General features: G+C 66.0%; 19 protein-coding genes. 12 read left to right on the top strand and 7 right to left on the bottom strand.

What is annotated here, in order from left to right; all coding sequences use genetic code 11:
• The first annotated feature begins 25 nt into the window (after positions 1 to 25).
• Positions 26 to 991, top strand: a complete 966-nt coding sequence (locus ACLQ3C_RS00250) for an LLM class flavin-dependent oxidoreductase (protein WP_425702400.1) — start codon at positions 26 to 28, stop codon at positions 989 to 991.
• Between the two features lie 82 nt (positions 992 to 1,073).
• Here the strand turns inward: ACLQ3C_RS00250 and ACLQ3C_RS00245 are convergent, their stop codons facing one another.
• Positions 1,074 to 1,646 carry a TetR/AcrR family transcriptional regulator gene (locus ACLQ3C_RS00245; protein ID WP_425702398.1) on the bottom strand — a complete coding sequence of 191 codons (573 nt, stop codon included), beginning with the start codon at positions 1,644 to 1,646 and terminating at the stop codon, positions 1,074 to 1,076.
• Positions 1,647 to 1,725: 79 nt separating this feature from the next.
• Between ACLQ3C_RS00245 and ACLQ3C_RS00240 the strand changes: the two genes are divergently transcribed.
• The gene (locus ACLQ3C_RS00240; RefSeq protein ID WP_425702396.1) at positions 1,726 to 2,604 is read left to right on the top strand and encodes an SDR family oxidoreductase; all 879 of its coding nucleotides are present in this window, start codon (positions 1,726 to 1,728) and stop codon (positions 2,602 to 2,604) included.
• Positions 2,605 to 2,612: 8 nt separating this feature from the next.
• Here ACLQ3C_RS00240 and ACLQ3C_RS00235 read toward each other — a convergent pair whose 3' ends face one another.
• Positions 2,613 to 3,836 carry a PucR family transcriptional regulator gene (locus ACLQ3C_RS00235; protein WP_425702394.1) on the bottom strand — a complete coding sequence of 408 codons (1,224 nt, stop codon included), beginning with the start codon at positions 3,834 to 3,836 and terminating at the stop codon, positions 2,613 to 2,615.
• A 162-nt stretch (positions 3,837 to 3,998) separates the two neighbouring features.
• Here ACLQ3C_RS00235 and ACLQ3C_RS00230 point away from each other — a divergent pair, with 162 nt between their 5' ends.
• The 7 genes from ACLQ3C_RS00230 (at position 3,999) to ACLQ3C_RS00200 (ending at position 10,795) form a co-directional block, all read left to right on the top strand.
• Positions 3,999 to 5,336, top strand: coding sequence for a purine-cytosine permease family protein (locus ACLQ3C_RS00230; RefSeq protein ID WP_425702392.1), 1,338 nt, complete (start codon positions 3,999 to 4,001; stop codon positions 5,334 to 5,336).
• A gap of 31 nt (positions 5,337 to 5,367) precedes the next feature.
• On the top strand, positions 5,368 to 6,402 hold the full coding sequence (locus tag ACLQ3C_RS00225; RefSeq protein ID WP_425702390.1) for an LLM class flavin-dependent oxidoreductase: 1,035 nt from the start codon (positions 5,368 to 5,370) through the stop codon (positions 6,400 to 6,402).
• Positions 6,399 to 7,589, top strand: a complete 1,191-nt coding sequence (locus tag ACLQ3C_RS00220) for a M24 family metallopeptidase (RefSeq protein WP_425702388.1) — start codon at positions 6,399 to 6,401, stop codon at positions 7,587 to 7,589. The genes ACLQ3C_RS00225 and ACLQ3C_RS00220 overlap by 4 nt, the downstream gene beginning before the upstream one ends.
• Positions 7,586 to 8,833, top strand: a complete 1,248-nt coding sequence (locus tag ACLQ3C_RS00215; RefSeq protein ID WP_425702386.1) for a threonine synthase — start codon at positions 7,586 to 7,588, stop codon at positions 8,831 to 8,833. The genes ACLQ3C_RS00220 and ACLQ3C_RS00215 overlap by 4 nt, the downstream gene beginning before the upstream one ends.
• On the top strand, positions 8,833 to 9,795 hold the full coding sequence (locus tag ACLQ3C_RS00210; protein ID WP_425702384.1) for an LLM class flavin-dependent oxidoreductase: 963 nt from the start codon (positions 8,833 to 8,835) through the stop codon (positions 9,793 to 9,795). The genes ACLQ3C_RS00215 and ACLQ3C_RS00210 overlap by 1 nt, the downstream gene beginning before the upstream one ends.
• Before the next feature lie 136 nt (positions 9,796 to 9,931).
• Positions 9,932 to 10,288 (top strand): nuclear transport factor 2 family protein, encoded by a 357-nt coding sequence (locus ACLQ3C_RS00205; RefSeq protein WP_425702382.1) that lies wholly within the window; start codon positions 9,932 to 9,934, stop codon positions 10,286 to 10,288.
• Between the two features lie 90 nt (positions 10,289 to 10,378).
• Positions 10,379 to 10,795, top strand: a complete 417-nt coding sequence (locus tag ACLQ3C_RS00200) for a Rid family detoxifying hydrolase (protein ID WP_425702380.1) — start codon at positions 10,379 to 10,381, stop codon at positions 10,793 to 10,795.
• Between the two features lie 67 nt (positions 10,796 to 10,862).
• On the opposite strand, the gene ACLQ3C_RS00195 is transcribed toward ACLQ3C_RS00200, so the two are convergent.
• The 4 genes from ACLQ3C_RS00195 to gnd are packed head-to-tail and all read right to left on the bottom strand — an operon-like array spanning position 10,863 to position 17,912.
• The gene (locus ACLQ3C_RS00195; protein ID WP_425702903.1) at positions 10,863 to 14,261 is read right to left on the bottom strand and encodes a pyruvate carboxylase; all 3,399 of its coding nucleotides are present in this window, start codon (positions 14,259 to 14,261) and stop codon (positions 10,863 to 10,865) included.
• 59 nt (positions 14,262 to 14,320) lie between these two features.
• Positions 14,321 to 16,018: a glucose-6-phosphate isomerase gene (gene pgi, locus ACLQ3C_RS00190; RefSeq protein WP_425702379.1), complete on the bottom strand. Its 1,698-nt coding sequence runs from the start codon at positions 16,016 to 16,018 to the stop codon at positions 14,321 to 14,323.
• Complete coding sequence (gene fgd, locus ACLQ3C_RS00185; protein ID WP_425702378.1) at positions 16,015 to 17,022, bottom strand: glucose-6-phosphate dehydrogenase (coenzyme-F420); 1,008 nt, start codon at positions 17,020 to 17,022, stop codon at positions 16,015 to 16,017. The genes pgi and fgd overlap by 4 nt, the downstream gene beginning before the upstream one ends.
• Positions 17,019 to 17,912, bottom strand: a complete 894-nt coding sequence (gnd, locus tag ACLQ3C_RS00180; RefSeq protein WP_425702376.1) for a phosphogluconate dehydrogenase (NAD(+)-dependent, decarboxylating) — start codon at positions 17,910 to 17,912, stop codon at positions 17,019 to 17,021. Before gnd ends, fgd begins: the two co-directional genes overlap by 4 nt.
• Before the next feature lie 210 nt (positions 17,913 to 18,122).
• Between gnd and ACLQ3C_RS00175 the strand changes: the two genes are divergently transcribed.
• Positions 18,123 to 18,887, top strand: coding sequence for a DeoR/GlpR family DNA-binding transcription regulator (locus ACLQ3C_RS00175; protein WP_425702375.1), 765 nt, complete (start codon positions 18,123 to 18,125; stop codon positions 18,885 to 18,887).
• Between the two features lie 21 nt (positions 18,888 to 18,908).
• On the opposite strand, the gene ACLQ3C_RS00170 is transcribed toward ACLQ3C_RS00175, so the two are convergent.
• Positions 18,909 to 19,373 (bottom strand): Lrp/AsnC family transcriptional regulator, encoded by a 465-nt coding sequence (locus ACLQ3C_RS00170; RefSeq protein ID WP_425702374.1) that lies wholly within the window; start codon positions 19,371 to 19,373, stop codon positions 18,909 to 18,911.
• Positions 19,374 to 19,543: 170 nt separating this feature from the next.
• Here ACLQ3C_RS00170 and pdhA point away from each other — a divergent pair, with 170 nt between their 5' ends.
• A complete protein-coding gene (gene pdhA, locus ACLQ3C_RS00165; RefSeq protein ID WP_425702901.1) occupies positions 19,544 to 20,608 on the top strand; it encodes a pyruvate dehydrogenase (acetyl-transferring) E1 component subunit alpha in 1,065 nt (354 codons plus the stop codon).
• Positions 20,605 to 21,588 carry an alpha-ketoacid dehydrogenase subunit beta gene (locus ACLQ3C_RS00160; protein WP_425702373.1) on the top strand — a complete coding sequence of 328 codons (984 nt, stop codon included), beginning with the start codon at positions 20,605 to 20,607 and terminating at the stop codon, positions 21,586 to 21,588. Before pdhA ends, ACLQ3C_RS00160 begins: the two co-directional genes overlap by 4 nt.
• Positions 21,589 to 21,603 lie beyond the last annotated feature (15 nt).

The raw sequence follows: 21,603 nt of genomic DNA, 5'->3' as shown, positions 1-21,603 counted from the left end.
ATATCGACAGTGCTACATTTCGAAAATGGACGATTTCGAAATAGCGGCAGCGGGCCCGGTCGGACCGACCTGGGATGGAGTCCGTGCGGCGATGGGCCGCGTCGGCGCATTTCTGCCCAACATCCCGTTCGCTGCGCCCGTTCCAGCCGAACAACAGCGAGACGCCGCGCGCCGAATCGAAGCGGCCGGCTACTCGACCCTGTGGATCAACGAGGGCGTCGGCGGAAAGGACATCCTGGTCCAGGCTGCGCTGCTGATGTCGGCGACCGACCGCGCGGTTCTGGGGACCGCCGTCGCCTCGATGTGGGCCCGATCGCCGCAGACCGCGCACGGCGGGGCCACGCAGCTCGTCGAGGCATTCGGCAACCGATTCGTCTTGGGACTCGGAGTCGGATACCCCTTCCAGGCCGCCGCGGTGGGTCGGGAATTCGGCAAGCCCCGCACAGTGGCCACCGACTACCTCGACCGCATGACCGAGCCGGTCCCCATCAGCCCGGCAACAGAGGTCCGGTATCCGCGCCTGCTGGCCGCCAATGGCCCGGCGATGCTCGAGATCGCCGGAGCGCTCGCCGACGGTGCGCTGCCGACGCTGTTGCCACCGGCGTTCACGCGGCGTGCGCGAGAAATCCTCGGGCCGGAGAAGCTGCTCGTCGTCGGCCTCAGTATCTCCGTCGCCGACGACCCGCGCGTCGCACGCGAGAAGGCGAGTTCATTCGCCGAACAAGTTCTCGGACAAGGCGATAGCCCGTATGCGCGAGCTCTGACACGCGAAGGTGTCGCACTGCTCGACGCGAACGGCGACCTCGACGAACGTGTCCTGGCCGAGGTCGTACCGCACGGCGGACCGGACGAGATCCTGTACGCCATCGAGACACACCTCGCCGCGGGCGCAGATCACGTGCGGCTGGCGTCGGTCGGTGGCGACTTTGCCACCGGGATCACCGAACTCGAGGCACTCGGGCCCGAACTGACCAAGCCCCAGCGCGCCTGACGCATGGTTCGGCGACTCCCGGACACGCCGATTCGCCGAGTGGTCAACGAGCTCCGAGCACGCGACCAACATTCGCGGCGCCCTACGTCGACCGGTCGGCCACCTCGTCGGCAAGCCGGCTCATCGTGTCGTGAAAGAGGTCGACGAGATCGGTGCGCTGGTCCGCCGAGAACCAATCGGCAAGCGCGACACGAAAGGCGACCATTCCGGCCCCCACTGCGAGTCGGGCGGAAACGTCGTCGACACCGCGGAGCCGCAGCGCGTCGCCCACCGCGTCGCCGAGCTCCTCGTGCTTGGCCAGATCACGTTCCCGTAGGTCGGCGTTGCTCGCGACGACGGCGGCTCGGAGCCTTGCGTGCGCGGGGTTCTGCTGGATCTGGCCACACTGGGCCGCCATCGCCTGCTCGACCATGTCGATCGCCGAGGCCTCGCCCGGCGCGTCGCGAATGAGCTCGCTCAGATGGGCTGCCACATCCGCCATTCCGTGAAAGAAGACTTCCCGCTTGTCTCCGAACAGCCGGAACAGGGACCGCTCATGCATGCCCGCGCGGGCAGCGATCTGGGCACCCGAGGTCTGCTCGTACCCCTGTTCCCGGTACAGCGCGAAGGCGGCCGCGGCGAGGCGGCCGCGCGCATCGGGTTTCCATCGTCCCATGCGAGCAGTGTAGGTGATGGCAGTGACTGCCATCCGGTGCTACGGTCGATAGCAGTAACTGCTATCGAAAGGACCAGCGATGAAGGTTTTCGTCACCGGAGGATCCGGCTGGGTGGGCAAGACACTCGTCCCGGAGCTCGTCGCCGCGGGGCATCAGGTCACCGGGCTCGCACGATCGGAGGCATCAGCCGAAGCACTGGAGGCGCTCGGCGCCGCAGCCGTCGCCGGCGACCTCGAGTCGCGCGACGTCATCGCCGAGCAGGCCGCGCAAGCCGATGGCGTGGTGCACCTGGCGTTCCGCCACGATTTCGCCAACTTCGCCTCGGCGGTCGAACTCGATGCCCAGGTGGTGCGCACCCTGGGAGAAGCCTTGGCCGGCAGCGGTAAGGCGCTGGTGATCACCAGCGGCACGCCGGCAACTCCGGGCCGCCTGTCGACCGAGCAGGACAAGGCCGCCGCGGGCACTCCCGCCACCGGGCGTGAGCAGGTGTCCGACCTGGCGTTGTCCTATGCCGACCGGGACGTCCGGGTGTCCGTGGTGCGTCTGCCCCGCTCGGTACACGGCACGGGTGACCACGGTTTCGTCTCCCAGCTGGCGCGGCTCGCCGTCGAGGCCGGGATGTCCGGGTACGTCGGTGACGGCGAACAACGTTGGCCGGCCGTTCATGTCGCCGACGCCGCACACCTGTACCGACTCGCATTGGAGAACGCGCCCGCCGGTTCGGTCCTGCACGCGGTCGGCGACGAGGCAATTGCCTTCCGAGAGATCGCCGAAGCATTGGGACGGTCCAACGGCGTCCCGGCGGGGGTGGTCGACCCGGAAACCCTCGGATTCCTCGGAATGCTCGCCTCCGTCGATCAACCCGCCGGCGCGGCGCTCACCCGCGATCTGCTCGGCTGGTCACCCGGGCAGCCCGGGCTGCTTGCCGACATCGACGCCGGCAACTACCGGGCCTGAGCGGTTCGTCATTCGCCCGGGGTGCCGTCCGGGCGGACGAACTCCGCTCTGCCCCCGAGGCTTCGCCAGCGCAGCGCCAGGATGAGGTCGACGCATCCCAGCGCATCGTTCACCGGCCGGCCCAGCTCACGTTCGATGGTGCGAAGCCGGTGCGACACCGTATTCGGATGGACATAGAGTTCTCGCGCCGTCGCGCGGGCGGAAAAGCCGTTGGCGAAATGCGCACCCAACGTCTCGAGCAGTTCTGGGCGCGCCTCGAGAGGTGCCAGCAGGCTCGCGAGCAGCTCGGCGGTCTGGGGCTCCCGAACCAGCAAGGTGTCCACGGCTACGTCCTCGTAGCGAACCACGCCGATCTTCCGCCGACCGCGTTGGGCGACTTCCACCGCCAGCCGCGCCTGCTGAGCGGCTGCATACATTTCCCCCAGCGGTGAGCTGGCCGCACCGAGACCGAGGACGAGTCCGCTGGGCAGGCTGTCCGATGCCAATACCCGGGCCAGTTGGTCGCTCAGAGTTTCCACCCCGCCGGCACCGGTCGGCACCAGAATGAGCGGCCGGTTCTGCAAGGTGCCCACCAGGATACGAGATCTGATCGGCAACCCCAGGCGGCTGAGCAGGTGTCGCTGTATCAATAGATGGGTCGCCGGGTCCTCTCGTTCGGGGATGCCGATCACGACCGCCGCGTATGTTGCACTCGGATCCGCAGAGACGATTCGGGCGCGGCGGGTCACCTCCTCGGAACTGAGGTAGCTGCCGGACGCGATCTGCGCCACGAGATCGGTCGTCAATCGGTCGTAGTGCCCGGTGACCTCCTGCTCCACGGTCCGATACATCTCCACGGCGTGGTCGGTGAGCTCTCCGAGGAGGCGTCCGAGCTCCCGGATGACACCCAGCAGTTCGGCCGCATCGCCCTTGTCCGCATTGGCTATCAGCCTGTCCTCGATGACCTGCTGACCGGTGCGGTATGACCGGATCAGCGCATCCAGTGGGACGCCCTGTATGGCGCGGCGACGGCCGGTGTCCTTTGCCAGTGCGATGGCCTCGGCGTCGTCTACCGGTGCGCCCGCGCTCAGCGACTTGAGCAACCACGGGATGTTGAAGGAGATGGCACTGGACAGATCGGTCCGGTCGACCTGCTGATTGTCGTAGCCATCGCCCCACACGCGGGCCATGATCTCGGCTTCCACATCCGTGACCGACGCCAGGAGATCCCGCAGCAACTGTGACAAACTCACAATCGGTCCACCCATTTCCGCACGTCATACACATAGTTCTGGCCGCAACATTGCCCGTAGTCTAAGGGCACCTCACAGGCAGGACAATTCCCGGCCGCTCGGCAGCCCACCGCAACGTTGCATCAGGTAAAGCCTCCGACGAGCCTTTCGCAAGGAGAATCCATGACCACCAAGGACAGCGAACGAACGTCCGCGGCCATCGGCGGCCCGATCGCACAGAGCGCCGAAGATTACGCGGCCGTTCGCGTACCACCTGCCGAGCGACAGTCCACACTCGACATCTCCCTTGTTCGGATGGGCTTGACGGTCTCGGCCTCCGACCTCGTCTTCGGCTATACCCTCGGCCTCTACTTCGGCTTCTGGCAAGCAGTCACCATCTCCCTGGTGATCTCGCTGATCGTGCTCGCGATCTCGGTGGGCATGGGCGCGATCGGGGTGCGTGAACGTCTTACGCTGGCCCTGGCCACCCGTTTCGCCTTCGGCCGACAGGGCAGCCGATTGCCCTCACTCGTGACGGCAATCGTCATCGGGTTGTTCTACGGCTACATCCTCGCCATCACGATCAGCGTCTTTCCGGCGGCCTCCTCCACGGTGGCCAGAGTCGTCTACTGTGTTCTGCTCGGCGGACTCTTCGTCCTGATCTCCGGACTCGGTTTCGATCGCGGACTGAAATGGATGGGCAGGATCGGCGTTCCGCTGATGATCCTCCTGGTGATCGTCGCCGACGTCGTCACCATCGTCGACGCCGGCGGCTTCTCCGAGATCTTGTCGGCTCATCCGGCGAAATCTGGTCAAATGGCTGTTCTGGCCATCATGGGTCTCGGTATCTCCAAATGGACGGGCGGCGCACTGGTCTCACCGGACATCACCCGATTCGGCAAGGGAATGAAATCCGTCTGGATCTCGACCGGCGCCGAATTCGTTCTCGGGAATTTTGCCTTCAACCTCCTCGGGCTGATTCTCGGCCTCGGGCTGAAGTCGTCGGATCTCGGTGCCGCGTTCGGACTCATCGGACTGACCTGGCTGGCCACCGTCGCCTTCCTCTTCCAGGGAACAACGGTGTCGACCAACATGCTCTACGCAGCCTCCCTTTCCAGCGCCAATGTCGTCGGACTTCCCCGAAAGATCACCAATCTGGTGGTGGGTATCCTCGGCATCGTCATCGCATATTGGGGCCTCACCCAGGGAGTCATCAACAGCTTCCTCACCTTCATCGGATATATCGGCTACGCACTGCCGGCCATTCCGGCGATCATCCTCGCCGACTATTTCATTCTTCACAAGATGCACTACTCGGCACCCATCGAATCGCTGCCGATGGTCAATTGGCGGGCAATCGCCGCCTTGATCGTCACCGTCGGTCTGAACGTTTTTGCGGGATTGGTCCTCGACGACGAGTTCTGGCGGGTCCTGCCGGTGCTCGGTGCAATCGTGTACCTCGTGTTCTCCGCGCCCCAGGTGTGGGCCGCGTGGCGCACCCCGACACCGTCGGCGGTCTGATCGATCTCGACATCAAACGAAAGGACGCATCATGAAGTTCGGGCTCGGAGTTCCCACCGGAACCGAGGGACTGATGTACCCGGTTCCGTACGCAGATCCCGACCAGGCGGTACGGCTCGCCGTGTCGGCCGAACGGCTCGGATTCGACTCGGTCTGGGCGAACGATCATGTGAACACCCCGCATTACGTGCGCTCGGAGTTCCCGGATCCGCCGCGCTTCTACGATCCGTATGTGTATCTGTCCTTCGTCGCGGCGCAGACCACCACGCTCGAGGTCGCCACCGCTGTCAGCGTGATGTCGTTCCGCCACCCGGTGGTCGTGGCCAAGCAGGCGGCAACACTCGACCAGTACAGCGGAGGCCGATTCCGGTTGGGCCTCGGGCTCGGCGCCTATCGCCAGGAAACGGAATCGATGTGGCCCGGGCGCGTCATCCACCGCGGCGACCACGCCGACGAATTCATGCAGTCGATCCAGCTGCTCACCACGGAGCGACGGGCGTCGTTCGAGGGAAAGTACATCTCGTTCGACGATGTCGAGAGCTTCCCACACCCGGTCCGGAAACCTTTTCCCATCCTCTCCGGCGGGAACTCTCCGGGCGCACGAGAACGTGCCGGAAAGTATGCCACCGGATGGATTCCCGGCATGCTGACCCCGCAGGAGATCATCGATGGACTCGCCGAAATCCGGCAGATCGCCGATGGCGCCGGGCGCACACTTCCCGACGACTTCGACGTGGCACCGCAGCTGACGGTATCCATTGCGCCGACCCATGCCGAGGCGTTGGAAAAATTTCAACGATCACAGCTGTTCACCCACGTCGGTTCGCTGAGTAAATCGACACTCAAGAACCAGCAGAGTGAGTGGGCCGCGCGGAGTCTCATCGGGACACCGGAGGAAGTCCTCGACATGGTGCGTTCCTATGCGGACGCCGGCGTGTCGACATTTTCAGGTTTGTTGTTTGCTTGCAACACCGTAGAAGAGACACTCGATGCGATGCACGATTTCGCAGAGAATGTCATAGCGCCATATCGAAAGGAAAAGCAGCAAGTGGAGGTACCCGCATGACCCAGGTCGATCAGAGCACTCGCACACTCGAGACACAGCGGCTGCAGAGGCTGCAGGGCGCACTGGGCAACGCACAGTTCGACGCACTGATCCTGATCCAGCCCGCCAACGTCCACTACGCCAGCGGCTACCGCAGTCTCGGCGCCGCGGTGCACGGGATCGCGAGCATCGCGGTCGTCGTCACCCCCGACGATCTGCACCTCGCCGGGCCGATCGCCGACGCCGCACCGGCATTCGACGCCGGCTCCGCCGAAGACAAGTTCGCCGCGTACGGCCGGTTCTACTTCGAATCCGAAGGGGGACATGCCACCGCGACACGTCTGGTCGACGAGCACGCCGACCTCGCGACCGCCGTACTGACGACCCTGGGACGCCTCGGGCTCGAGCGGGCGTCGGTGGGTATCGACACCGACAGCGCCCCGGTGCGGGCAGCCCTCGCCGATCACCTGCCGAACGTGCGGGTCAGCGACGCGTCGGCCTGGATGTCGACCCTGCGCGGGATCAAACTGCCCGGCGAGGTGGCCCTGTTGGAAGAGTCCGCCCGGGTGGCCGAGGACGGGATCATCAAGGCCGTCGAGTCGGCACACGTGGGTACGACCGAACAAGAGCTGGCAGCCATCGTCGCCACCACCATGGCCCAGGGCGGGCTGGAACCACGCTTCGTCGTCGTCACCGCCGGCGAGCGCTCCGCGCTCGGCGACGCGTTCCCCACCGATCGCGAGATCCAGCGCGGCGACCTCGTGCGTTTCGACGTCGGCGGCACCCTGCACGGATACTGGTCGGACATCGGCCGCACCGCGGTGGTCGGGCCCCCGTCGGACCGGCAGCGCCGCTTCTACGACGCCATCCTGCAGGGCGAACAGGATGAACTCGACCTGGCCCGCCCCGGGGTCGCCGCCAACGACATCTTCCGCCGAGCCATCGAGGTCGTCGAGGCAAACGGTGGCCCGTCACCGTACCGGCGCCACCACTGCGGTCACGGAATCGGTCTCACCACCTACGAACCGCCCATCATCCGGCCCGCCGACGACGATCCGTTGCAGCCGGGCATGGTGTTCTGCTTCGAGACGCCCTACTACGAGCTGGGCTGGGGCGGAATGATGGTGGAGGATGCACTGGTGATCACCGACGACGGATGTCGCATGCTCACCGGCCGTGCGCGCGAGATGATGGAGATCCCCGCATGACCACGACTTATGTTGGCGCCCTTAGGTGTCCGCGCTGTCAACGCGACTACTCCGAGGAGTCGGCGTTCACGATCTGTCCCACGTGCCGCGACGACGACGTCAGTATCTTTCCGAAGCCGGTGTACGACCTGTCCGGTCGGACGTCGCTGCCGATCGATCCCGCGCACCCCGGGATCTTCCGGTTCTCCGAGCTCCTGCCCGTCGACGACGGCGCGTTCGTCAGCCTGGGTGAAGGCAACACCCCGCTCCTGCCGATTCCCGAGGTCGGCACCCAGGCCGGCATCGAGTCGCTGTACTACAAGGATGAGTCGCGCAATCCCACGTGGTCGTACAAGGACCGGCTGGCCGCCGTGGCCATCACCAAAGCCGTCCAGGTCGGCGCCGAGACGGTCGTCGTGTCGAGTACCGGCAACCACGGTGCCGCCATCGCCGCATTCGCCGCACGTGCCGGAATCCGCTGCATCGTCTTGACCCTCGAGTCCGTCCCGCAGGCCATGAAGACCCTGATGCAGAGCTTCGGCGCTCAGGTCTTCGCCATGAAGCAGCCACAAGATCGCGGGCTCCTGATGTGGCAGGGCGTCGAGCAGCGCGGTTGGGTACCGATGTCCGGCTATCCCTCGCCACCGTCCGGGTCGAATCCCTTCGGCATCGACGGCTACAAGACGATCGCCTACGAACTCTGGGAACAGACCGCCGGCGACCTGCCGGACGTCATCGTCGCCCCGGTCGCATACGGGGACGGCATCGCGGGCATCGTTCGTGGCTTCGCCGATCTCATCGAACTCGGTCTGGCCGACCGGATTCCGCGGCTGATCGCCGCGGAACCGTACGGGCCGTTGGGCGTTGCGCTGCGGGGTGGGACCGGGACCGAACGTCCGCCGGAACCCACTGTGGCGTTCAACATCGCCGCGGTCACCCCCACGTGGCAGGCGCTGAACGCGATCAAGGTGACGTCGGGTTCCGGATTGTCCGCCACCGACGAGGAGACGATGCAGGCGCAGGCCGTGCTGGGCACCCGCAGCGGAATCTTCGCCGAGGCGTCGTCGGCCATCACGCTGGCCGTGCTGGAGAAGGCACGCGCGGCCGAGCTGGTGGACCCCGGCGAACGCGTCGTGCTGCTCGGGACCTCGACGGGTCTCAAAGACGTTCCCACCACCGCCGCCCGGCTGCCCGCGGTGCCGACCATCGAGCCCACGCTCGACGCGTTCGACCGAGCACTCGACGACCGCGAGGTGCGTGTCTAGTGAGGTTGGGATTCGCCCCGTCCGGACGGCGGAACGCGCAGACGACGGTCGAGCTCGCCAAACAGGCCGAGGATGCCGGATTCGCCGAGATCTGGGTGTCCGAGGACTATCTGGAACGTGGCGCGTTCGCCGTGGCCGGCGCTGTTGCGGCGTCGACCGAACGCGTCACGATCGGGCTGGGCGTCATCAACCCGTGGACTCGCCACGTCGCGTTGTCGGCCATGGAATGTGCGGCGCTGGAGGAACTCTCGGGTGGACGTCTGCGTCTCGGGGTCGGTGCGAGCAATCGGATCTGGATCGAGGAGCAGCTCGGCATCCCGTTCCGGCGACCGGTCTCGGTACTCGTCGAGTACGTCGATGCGCTGCGCACCCTCCTCGATGGAGACCGGCACTCCCGGCCGGTCAACGGTCTGGAGGTGGATGCGGCACTGGCCTTCACTCCCGGCACCCGCATCCCGATCCTCCTCGGCGTCAAAGGCGAACGCGCACTGAGCCGTTCGGCGTCATCCGACGGGCTCATCCTCTCCGTACTGTCCTCGCCCGAGTACGTGTCGTGGGTGCGGGAGAACTTCTCACCCCGCTCGGTGACCGCGTACGTGCTCTTCTCCCGGGACAGCGATCCGGGTGCCGCCCGGGCCCGGGTCGCGGGCCGGATCGCGCAGTACCTGGGTATGCACGGCCCGAGCCCGATCACGGCCCTGCCGGGATTGTCCGCCGAGACCGCGACGGCCTTCCGGGAGAACATGCTCGCGGGAACGGACGCATCAGATCTCGTGACCGACGAGATGTCTCGCACGTTCGCAATCGCCGGCAATGACGAGCAGTGCGCCGACATCCTCCGCCGGTTCTCCGATGCCGGAGTCGACTCGCTGGTGATCGTCGACGCAGGCACCCAGGAACCGACGACCATCGTCAGTGACGTGGCCGCCATCGCCGACAAGGCCGGTATTCCCCTGGGCTGATGCCCTTTCCGCTGGAGCCGAACGGGCCTTTCCCGGTCCACCCATCACCTCACACGCGCCACTCGCCGGTGAGGTGAGTTCGTCGTGTCCGTGGCACGCGACACGATTTGTCCCACAATTTGATTGGAGCTACAGCGTGAGTGCAGACGCCATCGTCAGGCGTTACTACGAGTTGGTGGACAAGGGCGATCTCGAACTGCTGGACTTGTTCTCCGTCGACGCCACCTACAAGCGACCCGGCTACCGCGAATTCCATGGTCGAGACGAACTTCGCAGGTTCTATTCGGCCGATCGCGTGATCGAAAGCGGCGCGCACACCATCCGCGCGCTCTATGTCGACGGCATGCGAGTAGGAGTCGAGGGGACCTTCTCCGGCCTACTTCGGGATGGCACGAACGTCACGCTCCCGTTCAGCGACTTCTTCGATCTCGACGGAGAGGATCCGTTGACGATTCGCCATCGCCGAACATACTTCGACGACCAACAGGTCTGAGCGCTTGCTCGCGCACACCGCCGAATCGCTTGACGAGTACGACATCCGATCACGCCCCCGTCACGCACTCGAATCCATAGGAGAACACCAATGACCAGCGACATCACCGCCCCGGCCAACGAGGTTTCCTCGGTGGCGACCGCCGATGCGCCCGCCGCGATAGGTCCGTATTCACAGGGCGTTTCGGCCGGACGTCTGGTGTTCGTGTCCGGTCAGCTGCCGATCGATCCGGCGACGGGACAGATTCCCGGAGACATCGAGGCGCAGGCGGCGCAGTCGATCCGCAACATCGCCGCCGTGCTCACCGCGGCGGGCGGAACACTTCACGACGTCGTCAAGACGACGGTCCTCATGGCCGACCTTGCTCAGTTCGACGTGGTGAACATGGTGTACGGCACCTTCTTCGACGGCCCGGTGTTACCCGCGCGGGCGACCTATCAGGTTGCGCGCCTGCCGAAGGACGCGGCGGTCGAGATCGAAGCCATCGCAGTGCTCTCGCAGAACTGACGGCACCGCCCGGCACCGTTCGGTGACGCCGAACGGTGCCGCACCCCGGCCTCAGTAGCGCAGCAACTCAGCGACCGGCGTCCACCACCACGAGCAGATCCCCGGGAGCAACCTGGGTGACCTGCCCGACGGCGACGCGCTCGACTCGGCCGCCGACGGGTGCGGTCATGGTGGCCTCCATCTTCATCGCCTCGATGGTGCCGATGGCGGCCCCGGCGGCGATCCGGTCGCCGACGGCCACATGGAGCGAGACGACCCCGGCGAACGGTGCGCCGACCTGATTCGGGTCGCCGCGGTCGGCCTTCTCCGCATCGGCCACCTCGGGGTCGACCGAACGGTCACGCACCTGCACCGGGCGCAACTGCCCGTTGAGGATGCACATCACCGTGCGCATGCCCTTCTCGTCGACGTCGCTGACCGCCTCGAGCCCGATGAGCAGTTCCACCCCGGGCTCGAGTTCGACTCGATGCTCCTCACCGTGACGCAGGCCGTAGAAGAACTGGTTGGCCGACAGGCGCGAGGTGTCGCCGTAGGTGTCCTGGTGCTCCGCGAATTCCTTTGCCGGACCCGGGAACAGCAGCCGATCGAGGGTGCGGCGCCGCTCTGTTCCGGGCGTGTCCAGTGCCGCGGAATCCGGCTCGGAGAGCTCGACCGGCGCCGGCGCGTCGACGCGGCCGCCGAGCGCGGCGGTACGCAGCGGCTCGGGCCAACCGCCGGCCGGCTCGCCGAGTTCGCCACGCAGGAACCCGATCACCGAATCCGGGATGTCGTGGGATGCTGGGTCGTCGGCGAACTGTTCGGCGGTGATGCCGTGTCCGACGAGTGCGAGGGCGAGATCACCGACCACCTTCGACGACGGGGTCACCTTGATCAGCCGCCCCAGGACACGGTCGGCGGCGGCGTACGCCTGCTCGACCGCCTCGAAGCGATTGCCCAGCCCCAGGGCGATGGCCTGCTGTCGCAGATTCGAGAGCTGCCCACCGGGGATCTCGTGCGTATAGACCCGCCCTGTCGGTGCCGGAAGCCCGGTTTCGAACGGCGAGTACACCTTCCGTAGCGCCTCCCAGTACGGCTCCAGTTCGCACACCGCTCCCAGATCCAGTCCCGTATCACGGTCGGTATGCGCCGCGGCGGCCACGATCGCCGACAGCGCGGGCTGGCTCGTGGTGCCTGCCAGCGGCGCGCTCGCCCCGTCGACGGCCGAAGCGCCGGCCTCCCAGGCCGCGAGGTAGGTGGCCAGCTGACCTCCGGGGGTGTCGTGGGTGTGCACATGCACCGGCAGGTCGAAACGGCTCCGCAACGCCGACACCAGCTTTCGAGCGGCCGGTGCACGCAGTAGGCCGGCCATGTCCTTGATCGCCAGCACGTGTGCACCTGCCTCGACGATCTGCTCGGCCAGCCGCAGGTAGTAGTCCAGCGTATAGAGATCTTCGGCGGGGTCGGCCAGGTCACCGGTGTAGGACATGGCGACCTCGGCGACTGCGGTGCCTGTCTCGCGGACGGCATCGATGGCCGGTCGCATCTGCTCGATGTTGTTGAGGGCGTCGAAGATCCGGAAGATATCGATGCCGGTGTCGGCAGCCTCGGCAACGAATGCAGTGGTCACCTTGGTCGGGTAGGGCGTGTACCCGACGGTGTTCGCACCCCGCAGCAGCATCTGCAGACAGATGTTCGGGATCGCCGTGCGCAACTGCGCCAACCGGTCCCACGGGTCTTCTTTCAAGAACCGCAACGCGACGTCGTAGGTGGCGCCACCCCAGCATTCGACCGATAGCAACTGAGGCGTCATCGCCGCCACATACGGGGCGATCGCCAGCAACCCGTCGGTCCGGACCCGCGTGGCCAGCAACGATTGATGTGCGTCCCGAAAGGTGGTGTCGGTCAACGCGGGACGAGGCGAGTCGCGCAGCTCGGCCGCAAATGCGACCGGCCCGAGGTCTCGGAGCCGTTGCCGCGAACCGTCCGGCGGTGACGACAACACCCGCCGGTCCACCGCGGGCAGTTTGTCGCGTGGGTACACGGTCGTCGGACGTTCGCCGTGCGGCTTGTTCACCGTCACCTCGGCCAGATACGACAGAATCCGCGTCCCACGATCCGCCGAACCATGGGAGGTCAGCAGCCACGGCCGATCGCCGATGAACGACGTCGTCACCCGCCCGGCCCGAAAGTCCGGATCGTCGAGCACTGCCTGCAGGAACCCGATGTTCGTCGCCACCCCGCGGATGCGGAATTCGGCCACCGCACGCCGCGCCCGATTCACCGCGGTCGCGAAGTCGGCTCCGCGACAGGTCAGTTTGACCAGCATCGAATCGAAGTGACCGGTCATCTCGGCACCGAGCACCGCCCCACCGTCGAGGCGGACACCCGCACCTCCGGGACTTCGGTAGGCGGTGATCCGGCCGACGTCGGGGCGAAAGTCGTCGGCGGGATCCTCGGTGGTGATCCGGCACTGGATGGCCGCCCCACGAATCCGCAGGCACTCCTGCGCGAGGCCGAGATCCTCCAGCGATGCGCCGGCCGCGATCCGCAGTTGCGCTGCCACCAGGTCCACATCGGTGATCTCCTCGGTCACCGTGTGTTCCACCTGGATTCGTGGATTCATCTCGATGAAGACGTGTCGGCCCGCCTCGTCGAGCAAGAACTCGACGGTGCCGGCGCACGAGTAGCCGATGTGCCGCGCAAAGGCCACCGCGTCGGCGCAGATCCGCTCACGCAGAGCCGGATCCAGGTTCGGTGCCGGCGCGAGTTCGACGACCTTCTGATGCCGGCGCTGCACACTGCAGTCGCGCTCGAACAGATGGATGACGTTGCCGTGGGTATCGGCGAGGATCTGCACCTCGATATGGCGCGGATCGACGACCGCCTGCTCCAGGAACACCGTCGGATCACCGAATGCGACATCCGCCTCACGCGAGGCGGCAGCGATCGCGGCCGGGAGTTCGTCGATGACCTCCACCCGGCGCATCCCACGGCCACCACCGCCGGCCACCGCCTTGACGAACACCGGAAACCGCAAATCCGCTGCCGCCGACATCAACTCGTCGGTGTCGGCCGACGGCTCCGACGAGTCGAGCACCGGTAGTCCGGCAGCTCGAGCCGCCGCCACTGCCGACGCCTTGTTGCCGGTCAACTCCAGAACGTCGGCCGACGGACCGACAAAGGTGATCCCGGCATCGACGCAGGCCCGTGCCAGATCCTGGTTCTCCGACAGGAAGCCATAGCCTGGGTAGACGGCGTCCGCACCGCAGCGCGCCGCGACGTCCACCACCTCGTCGACCGAGAGGTATGCGCGCACCGGATGTCCGGGCTCCCCTATCTGATACGACTCGTCGGCGGTGGACCGGTGAGCCGAATTCCGGTCCTCGTAGGGGAAGATCGCCACGGTTCGGGCGCCGAGCTCGTATGCCGCGCGGGAGGCACGGATCGCGATCTCGCCACGATTGGCCACCAAGATCTTGTCAAACACCATTTCAGTCCCCTCGTGATCTGTCGGCTGTCACAGCGATCTCGTCGACGACGCAATCGTCAGGCCCGGCCGTCGTCCTGTCCGGCAGGCATGCCGGCTTCCTGGGCACGCCGGAATGCGCGCACCAATCCGGCGGTGGAACGATCGTCGACACTCGTCGCGCCGAGGTCGTCGGCGAGGGCGGGCGCCACCTCGAGCGCGGCGGTCTTGCCGAGTTCCACGCCCCACTGGTCGAAGGAGTTTAGGCCCCACACGACTCCCTGGACGAACACCTGATGTTCGTAGAGAGCGATCAGCTGGCCGAGGGTCGACGGGGTCAGTTGGGTGCCGAGAATCGTTGTCGACGGCCGGTTCCCGGGCATCACCTTGTGCGGTACCAGCTCCGGCGCCACCCCCTCGGCGACGATCTCCCCGGCGGTACGTCCGAAGGCGAGCACCTTGGACTGGGCCAACATGTTCGCCAACAACAGCGTGTGCATCGACGTGGCGGCGTCGCCCTCGACCGGCAGGTCGGCCAGCGGCCGTGCAAATCCCACGAAATCGGCCGGGATCAGCCGGGTGCCCTGGTGGAGCAACTGATGGAAGGCGTGCTGGCCGTTGGTTCCCGGCTCGCCCCAGAACACCTCCCCGGTCGCCGCCGCAACCGGGGTGCCGTCGGCCCGGACGGACTTTCCGTTCGACTCCATGGTCAGCTGCTGGAGGTAAGCGGGGAATCTCGCCAGGTCGTGGGCGTAGGGCAGCACCGCCCGGGAGTCGGCGCCGAAAAAGCTTGCGTACCAGACGCCGAGGAGGCCCAACAGGACCGGCGCGTTGGCGTCGAGCGGCGCCGTGGCGAAGTGCTGGTCCATGGCGTACATCCCGGCGAGGAACTCGGCGAAGCGATCGCGGCCGATGGCCGCCATCACCGACAGCCCGACGGCCGATCCGACGGAGTAGCGTCCGCCGACCCAATCCCAGAACCCGAACACGGCGTCCGGGTCGATACCGAATGCTGCGGTGCGTTCGTGGTTCGTCGAGACGGCCACGAAATGGCCGGTGACGGCGTCGTTCCCGAGCGCGTCGATGATCCAGTGGCGCGCCGCGGTCGCGTTCGCCATCGTCTCCAGCGTGGTGAAGGTCTTGGAGACCACCACGAACAGGGTGGTTGCCGGATCGAGACCCGACAGCGTCGACAGCAGGTCGGTGGGGTCGATGTTGGAGACGAATCTGGCCACCGGTCCGTTTGCGTAGTGCCGCAGCGCCCGCGACACCATGGCCGGGCCGAGGTCCGAGCCACCGATACCGATGTTCACCACCGTCTCGAACTGCCGGCCGGTCGCGCCGCAGCGACGCCCCGACCGCAGATCGTCGGTGAACTCGCCCATCCGGTCGAGCACCCTGCGCACGTCGGCAACGACGTTGCGCCCGTCCACCATCAGCTCGGTGTCAGGGGGCATGCGCAGCGCGGTGTGCAGCACCGCACGATCTTCGGAGGTGTTGATGTGCGCGCCGGCGAACATCGCATCTCGCCGCGCCTCCACTCCCGAGGCGCGGGCCAGTTCGAGCAGCAGCCCGAGGGTTTCCCGGGTGACGCGATGCTTGCTGTAGTCGATGTACAGATCCGCCGCCGTCACCGTCAGTTCCTCGCCCCGCGCCGGATCGGCCGCGAACAGGTCCCGAAGATGCAGCGGTGCAATCATTTTCTGGTGCTCGACCAGCACCTCCCACGCCGCGTCCACGGCCGGCCCGGTGGAGTTCGCACCATTCACGTCGGTCATGCCAGCGCCCGCAGACGTGGCTCGAGGTCCCTGCTGAACAGCTCGAGAAACCGCTGCTGATCATGTCCCGGTGCATGAAACACGAGGTGGTTCAAACCGGCGTCGACATACGGACGGATCTGCGCCACCGCCTCATCCGGGTCGGACGCCACGATCCACCGCTTGGCGACCTGTTCGATCGGCAGTGCGTCTGCGGCCCGTTCCATCTCGACGGGGCTGTCGATGCTGTGCTTCTGCTCGGGCGTCAGCGAAAGCGGAGCCCAGAAGCGCGTGTTCTCCAGCGCCGCCTGCGGGTCGGTGTCGTAGGAGATCTTGATCTCGATCATCTTGTCGATGTCGGCGGCGTCCCGTCCGGCCTTCGCGGCGCCCTCGTCGACGGCCGGCAACAATTTCTGCTCGTAGAGCTCCATCCCCTTGCCGGAGGTGCAGATGAATCCTTCGCCCGACCGGCCCGCATAGCGGGCCACCACCGGCCCGCCCGCGGCGATGTAGACCGGGATTCCGTCCTCGGGCACGTCATAGATCGAGGCTCCCTGTGTGGTGTAGTACTCACCCTCGAAGTCGACCCGGTCGCCGAGCCAGAGCTCGCGCATCAACCGCACCGACTCCCGTAGTCGCGCAAAGCGTTCGGTGAATGCCGGCCACTCCCCCACGTGACCGGTCGCGATCTCGTTGAGTGCTTCCCCGGTGCCCACGCCGAGCATGATCCGACCCGGATACAGACACCCCATCGTCGCGAACGCCTGTGCCACCACCGCGGGGTTGTATCGAAAGGTGGGTGTCAGTACCGACGTCCCCAACCGAATCCGGGAGGTACGCTCGCCCACCGCGGTCATCCATGACAGCGAGAACGCCGCGTGCCCGCCCTGGTGCCGCCACGGCTGGAAGTGATCCGATACCGTCGCGGAATCCATCCCGTGCTCTTCGGCCGAGACACCGAGTTCCACCAGCTCACGCGGACCGAACTGTTCGGCCGACGCCTTGTATCCGAGCTTCAGGCTCATCGCGGCACCTCCGCGGTCCGCACCTGGTGTCCACCGAATTGACGCCGTAGCGCCGACACGGCCTTCATCGTCGGCGAGTCCGGCTGCCGAGATGCGAACCGCGCGAACAGCGCGGCGGAGATGACCGGTAGCGGAACCGCGTGCGCGATCGCCTCCTCGACCGTCCACCGGCCTTCGCCGGAGTCCTCGGTGTACCCGGAGATCGTCTCGAGCTCAGGGTCATCCGCAAGCGCGCCCACGAGAAGCTCCAACAGCCACGACCGCACGACCGTGCCGCGTTGCCACGCCGCCATCACCGCGTCAGGGGCGGTGATTCTCGGTTCGGCACAAAGGAGTTCGTATCCTTCGCCGTAGGCTTGCATCAACCCGTACTCGATTCCGTTGTGCACCATCTTCGCGTAGTGACCGGCGCCGACCGGGCCTGCGTGGACGAAGCCGTCTGCCCGGGGTCCGTGCGGACGGAGCGCATCGAAGATCGGCATGGCGCGCGCCACGTCGGCCTCGTCGCCTCCCACCATCAATCCGTATCCGGCGGTCCGGCCCCAGACCCCGCCGGACACACCACAATCGAGGTAGCCGATGTCGCGCGCACCCAAGGTCTTCGCATGCTCCTCGTCGTCGGTGAAGCGGGAGTTCCCGCCGTCGATGACGAGATCTCCGGCCGCGAGGAGTTCACTGAGCTCGCCGACGACGGCTCGGGTCGGCTCCCCGGCGGGAACCATCACCCAGACCACTCGGGGCTGCGCCAACTCGTCGACCAGTTCGGCCAGACTCTCGACGTCACGGACCGACGGGTCGGCGTCGTATCCGACGACATCGTGGCCGTCGGCGCGAACACGCTCCCGCATGTTTCCGCCCATCCGCCCCAGCCCTATCAGACCCATCTGCATGGGAGCACTCCTCGAGATTGTTTGCTTGCCGGACCGGGAAGACGCCGGTCCGATGACCGCAGGAATGTGCGCGTAATCGCGCACCGAGTGCACGCAATCATGCCGCTGAGTGGTTCTGCTGTCAATATGCGTGCAGCGCAGTTAGACTCCCGTGAACCGGATTCGGATGTTCATCGCGCCGGCGATCAACCGTCGATCAAGGAGGGGTCATTGTCCGCAACCGAACGACGGGGACAGATCCTGCAGCGCCTCCAGATCGACGGTTACGTCGAGGCAAAGGTCCTTGCACGCGAGATGAGCGTCGACGCATCCACGATTCGACGCGATCTCGACGCCCTCGCCCGGTCGGGCAGAGCCGAACGGACGCATGGGGGTGCGCGGCCCGCCGCCGATGGCTCGTCCGAAATCCCTTACGCCGTGAAGAAGATTGCGCGACAACCGGAAAAAGCGGCGATCGCCGCGGCCGCCGCGGAGTATGTCTCGGATGGACAAACCGTCATCCTCGACAGCGGGTCGACGACTTATCAAGTCGCCCTCGCACTTCGCCATCGCTCGGACCTGACGTTCATCACCAACGACCTGCGCATCGCGAAGTATGTCGCCACCCTTCCGGGTACCCGACTCCTGGTGACCGGCGGTGAGCTGCTCGGTTCGGTCTTCACCCTCGTCGGCGACGCCGCCGTCGGTTTTCTGGCGAACTACTCCGCCGATTGGGCCTTCCTCGGAGCCGACGCCGTCGACCCGGACACCGGGATCACCAATACCAACACCCTTGAGGTGCCGCTCAAACGGGCGATGATCTCGTCGGCGAGGCACACCGTGGTGGTGGCCGACAGTTCCAAGTTCGGCAACCGCGCGCTCAGCAAGGTGGCTTCCGTCGACGAGGTCGGCACCATCCTCTCCGATGACGGACTCCCGTCCGACCAGGCGCGGCGCTACGGAGAACACCTGGTGCGAGCACCGGTCAGCGCCTGAACCGAGAACCGGAATGCACTGTCATTCCGCGTGATCGAGCAACTGGCGAATCCGGTAGGGCACCAGTTCTTGCATCGCCAGGCTCACGTTCGTCCGTTCCACTCCGTCGATGCCGAGTAGCAGCCCGGCGACCCGGTACAGGTCGTCGGTGTCGGCGGCGACGACACGGATGAGAAGGTCCACGGGTCCGGACAGTCCGATCACCTCGACCACCTCGGGAATCGTCTCGAGCCTGTCGGTGACCTCGGCGAGTCGACGCTGATCAACAGTGGTCAGCACGAAGGCGAGTAAGGGCAGCCCGAGGTGACGCGGCGGGATTCGCCGGTCGAAGCCGTCGAGTGTTCCATCGCGGTGCCACCGTTCCAATCGCGACTGCACGGTATTGCGCGATACCTCGATGAGCCCGGCGAGTTCGACTCCGGTGGCGCGCGGGCGTTCACAGAGCGCGCTCAGCAGGCGGGCGTCGGTGCGATCGAAATCAGTCATACAGCTCAGCATGCCACATCGAGAGCGCATAGAATTGGGCACACTGCTCAATCTCAACATCGACGGTTGCGCACGATGGCATTCGTTGTTTGTATGAATCATCCAAATGGCAACGCGCCGGGGAATAGACGTCAGGAGGAATCGTGGTCTTCGATTCGGGAACGACCCCCATACAACTGGTGACCGAAGACGGGCTACGCGTCGACCACCCCGATCTGTCCCCGTTGGTCACCGACATCGACGACCGACGTCTCGCCGACCTCTATGAGGACCTGTTCGTCATTCGGCGGATCGATTCGGAGGCAACGGCTTTGCAGCGGCAAGGCGAACTCGGACTGTGGGCACCACTGCTCGGGCAAGAAGCCTCGCAAGTCGGATCGGCCCGGGCGCTGGCGGAGGAGGACTTCGTCTTCGCGAGCTACCGTGAACACGGAGTCGCGTACTGCCGCAACGTGGACCCCACCCACATGCTGCGGTTCTGGCGTGGTTCCACCCACTCCGGATGGAATCCGTTGGAGTATCGGATGACCACGCCGGCGATCATCGTCGGCTGTCAAGCTCTGCACGCCACCGGATACGCACTCGGCAATGCACTCGACGGCACATCGGCGGCGACGATCACCTACTTCGGTGATGGTGCGACCAGCCAGGGCGACATCTCCGAAGCGTTCGGTTTCGCGGCGAGCTTTGCGGCACCGGTCGTGTTCTTCTGTCAGAACAACCAGTGGGCGATCTCCGAGCCGGTGTCGCTACAGGCAAAGGTCACCATCGCCGAGCGCGGCCGCGGATTCGGCATCCCGTCCATCCGGGTGGATGGCAATGACGTCCTGGCCGTTCTCGCCGCGACGCGCGCCGCGCTCGCCAATGCACGAGAAGGCAACGGCCCGAGCCTCATCGAGGCCGTCACGTACCGCATGGGCCCGCACACCACCTCGGACGACCCGGGCCGGTACCGGCCGTCAGCGCTTGATGACGAGTGGAAGCTCAAAGATCCCCTCGACCGTGTGCGCAAGCTTCTCGAACGCGCGGGCCTCATCGACGACGAGTACCTGGCCCGAGTTCAGAATCAGGCCGACGTCACCGCAGCCGCCCTGCGCAAGGGATGTCTGGAAACCGTAGAGCCCGAAGCAATGTCCCTGTTCGACCACGTCTACTCACAACCGCACCCGTTGGTGGACGAAGAACGCGAGCAGTACTCGACCTATCTCGCCAGTTTCGAAGGATCGACACGATGACCACCACGCTTCCCCTTGGCAAGGCACTCAACGCCGGCCTGCGACGCGCCCTGGAAGACGATCCGAAGGTCCTGCTGATGGGTGAGGACATCGGCGCACTCGGCGGCGTCTTCCGGATCACCGACGGGCTGCAGAAGGACTTCGGCCAGCACCGGGTGATCGACACCCCACTGGCGGAATCGGGAATCCTGGGCACCGCAATAGGACTCGCCATGCGCGGATTCCGTCCGGTCTGCGAGATCCAGTTCGATGGGTTCATCTATCCCGCATTCGACCAGATCGTCTCCCAGGTCGCCAAGCTGCATTACCGCACGAGCGGCAACGTCACCATGCCGATCACGATCCGGGTTCCCTATGGGGGCGGGATCGGCGCCATCGAGCATCATTCCGAATCCCCCGAGGGCTACTTCGCCCAAACCGCCGGGCTACGGGTGGTGACATGCAGCAACGCCGCCGACGCCCATCTGATGATCCGGCAGGCGATCACCTCCGACGACCCGGTTCTGTTCTTCGAACCGAAGCGCCGCTATTGGGAGAAGGGCGAGGTCGACCTCGATTCCGCTATCGACTCGTACCCGTTGCATCGGGCGCGCACCGTCGTCGAGGGGACCGACGTCACATTGCTCGCCTATGGCCCGCTGGTCACCACGGCGATTGCGGCGGCCAAGGCCGCTGCGGAAGAGGGAATGTCCATCGAGGTCATCGATCTTCGCACGCTCTCCCCGTTGGACATGGATGCGATCGAGGCCTCGGTGCGCAAGACCGGACGCCTGGTCGTCACCCACGAGGCCCCGGTGTTCCTCGGCATCGGAGCCGAGATTGCGGCACGCGTCTCCGAGCGATGCTTCTACCACCTCGAGGCGCCGGTACTGCGGGTCGGCGGATTCGCCATCCCGTATCCGCCGGCAAAACTGGAAGAGCACTTCCTGCCCGACATCGACCGGATCCTGCATGCCGTCGACACGTCGATGGCCGCGTGAGTCGAGAAGGAACGA

It is taken from the genome of Gordonia sp. DT30 (assembly GCF_049844915.1).
Taxonomy (GTDB): Bacteria; Actinomycetota; Actinomycetes; order Mycobacteriales; family Mycobacteriaceae; genus Gordonia.
Note: the sequence above shows the minus strand (reverse complement) of the source record. Positions and strands in the feature narration are given on the sequence as shown.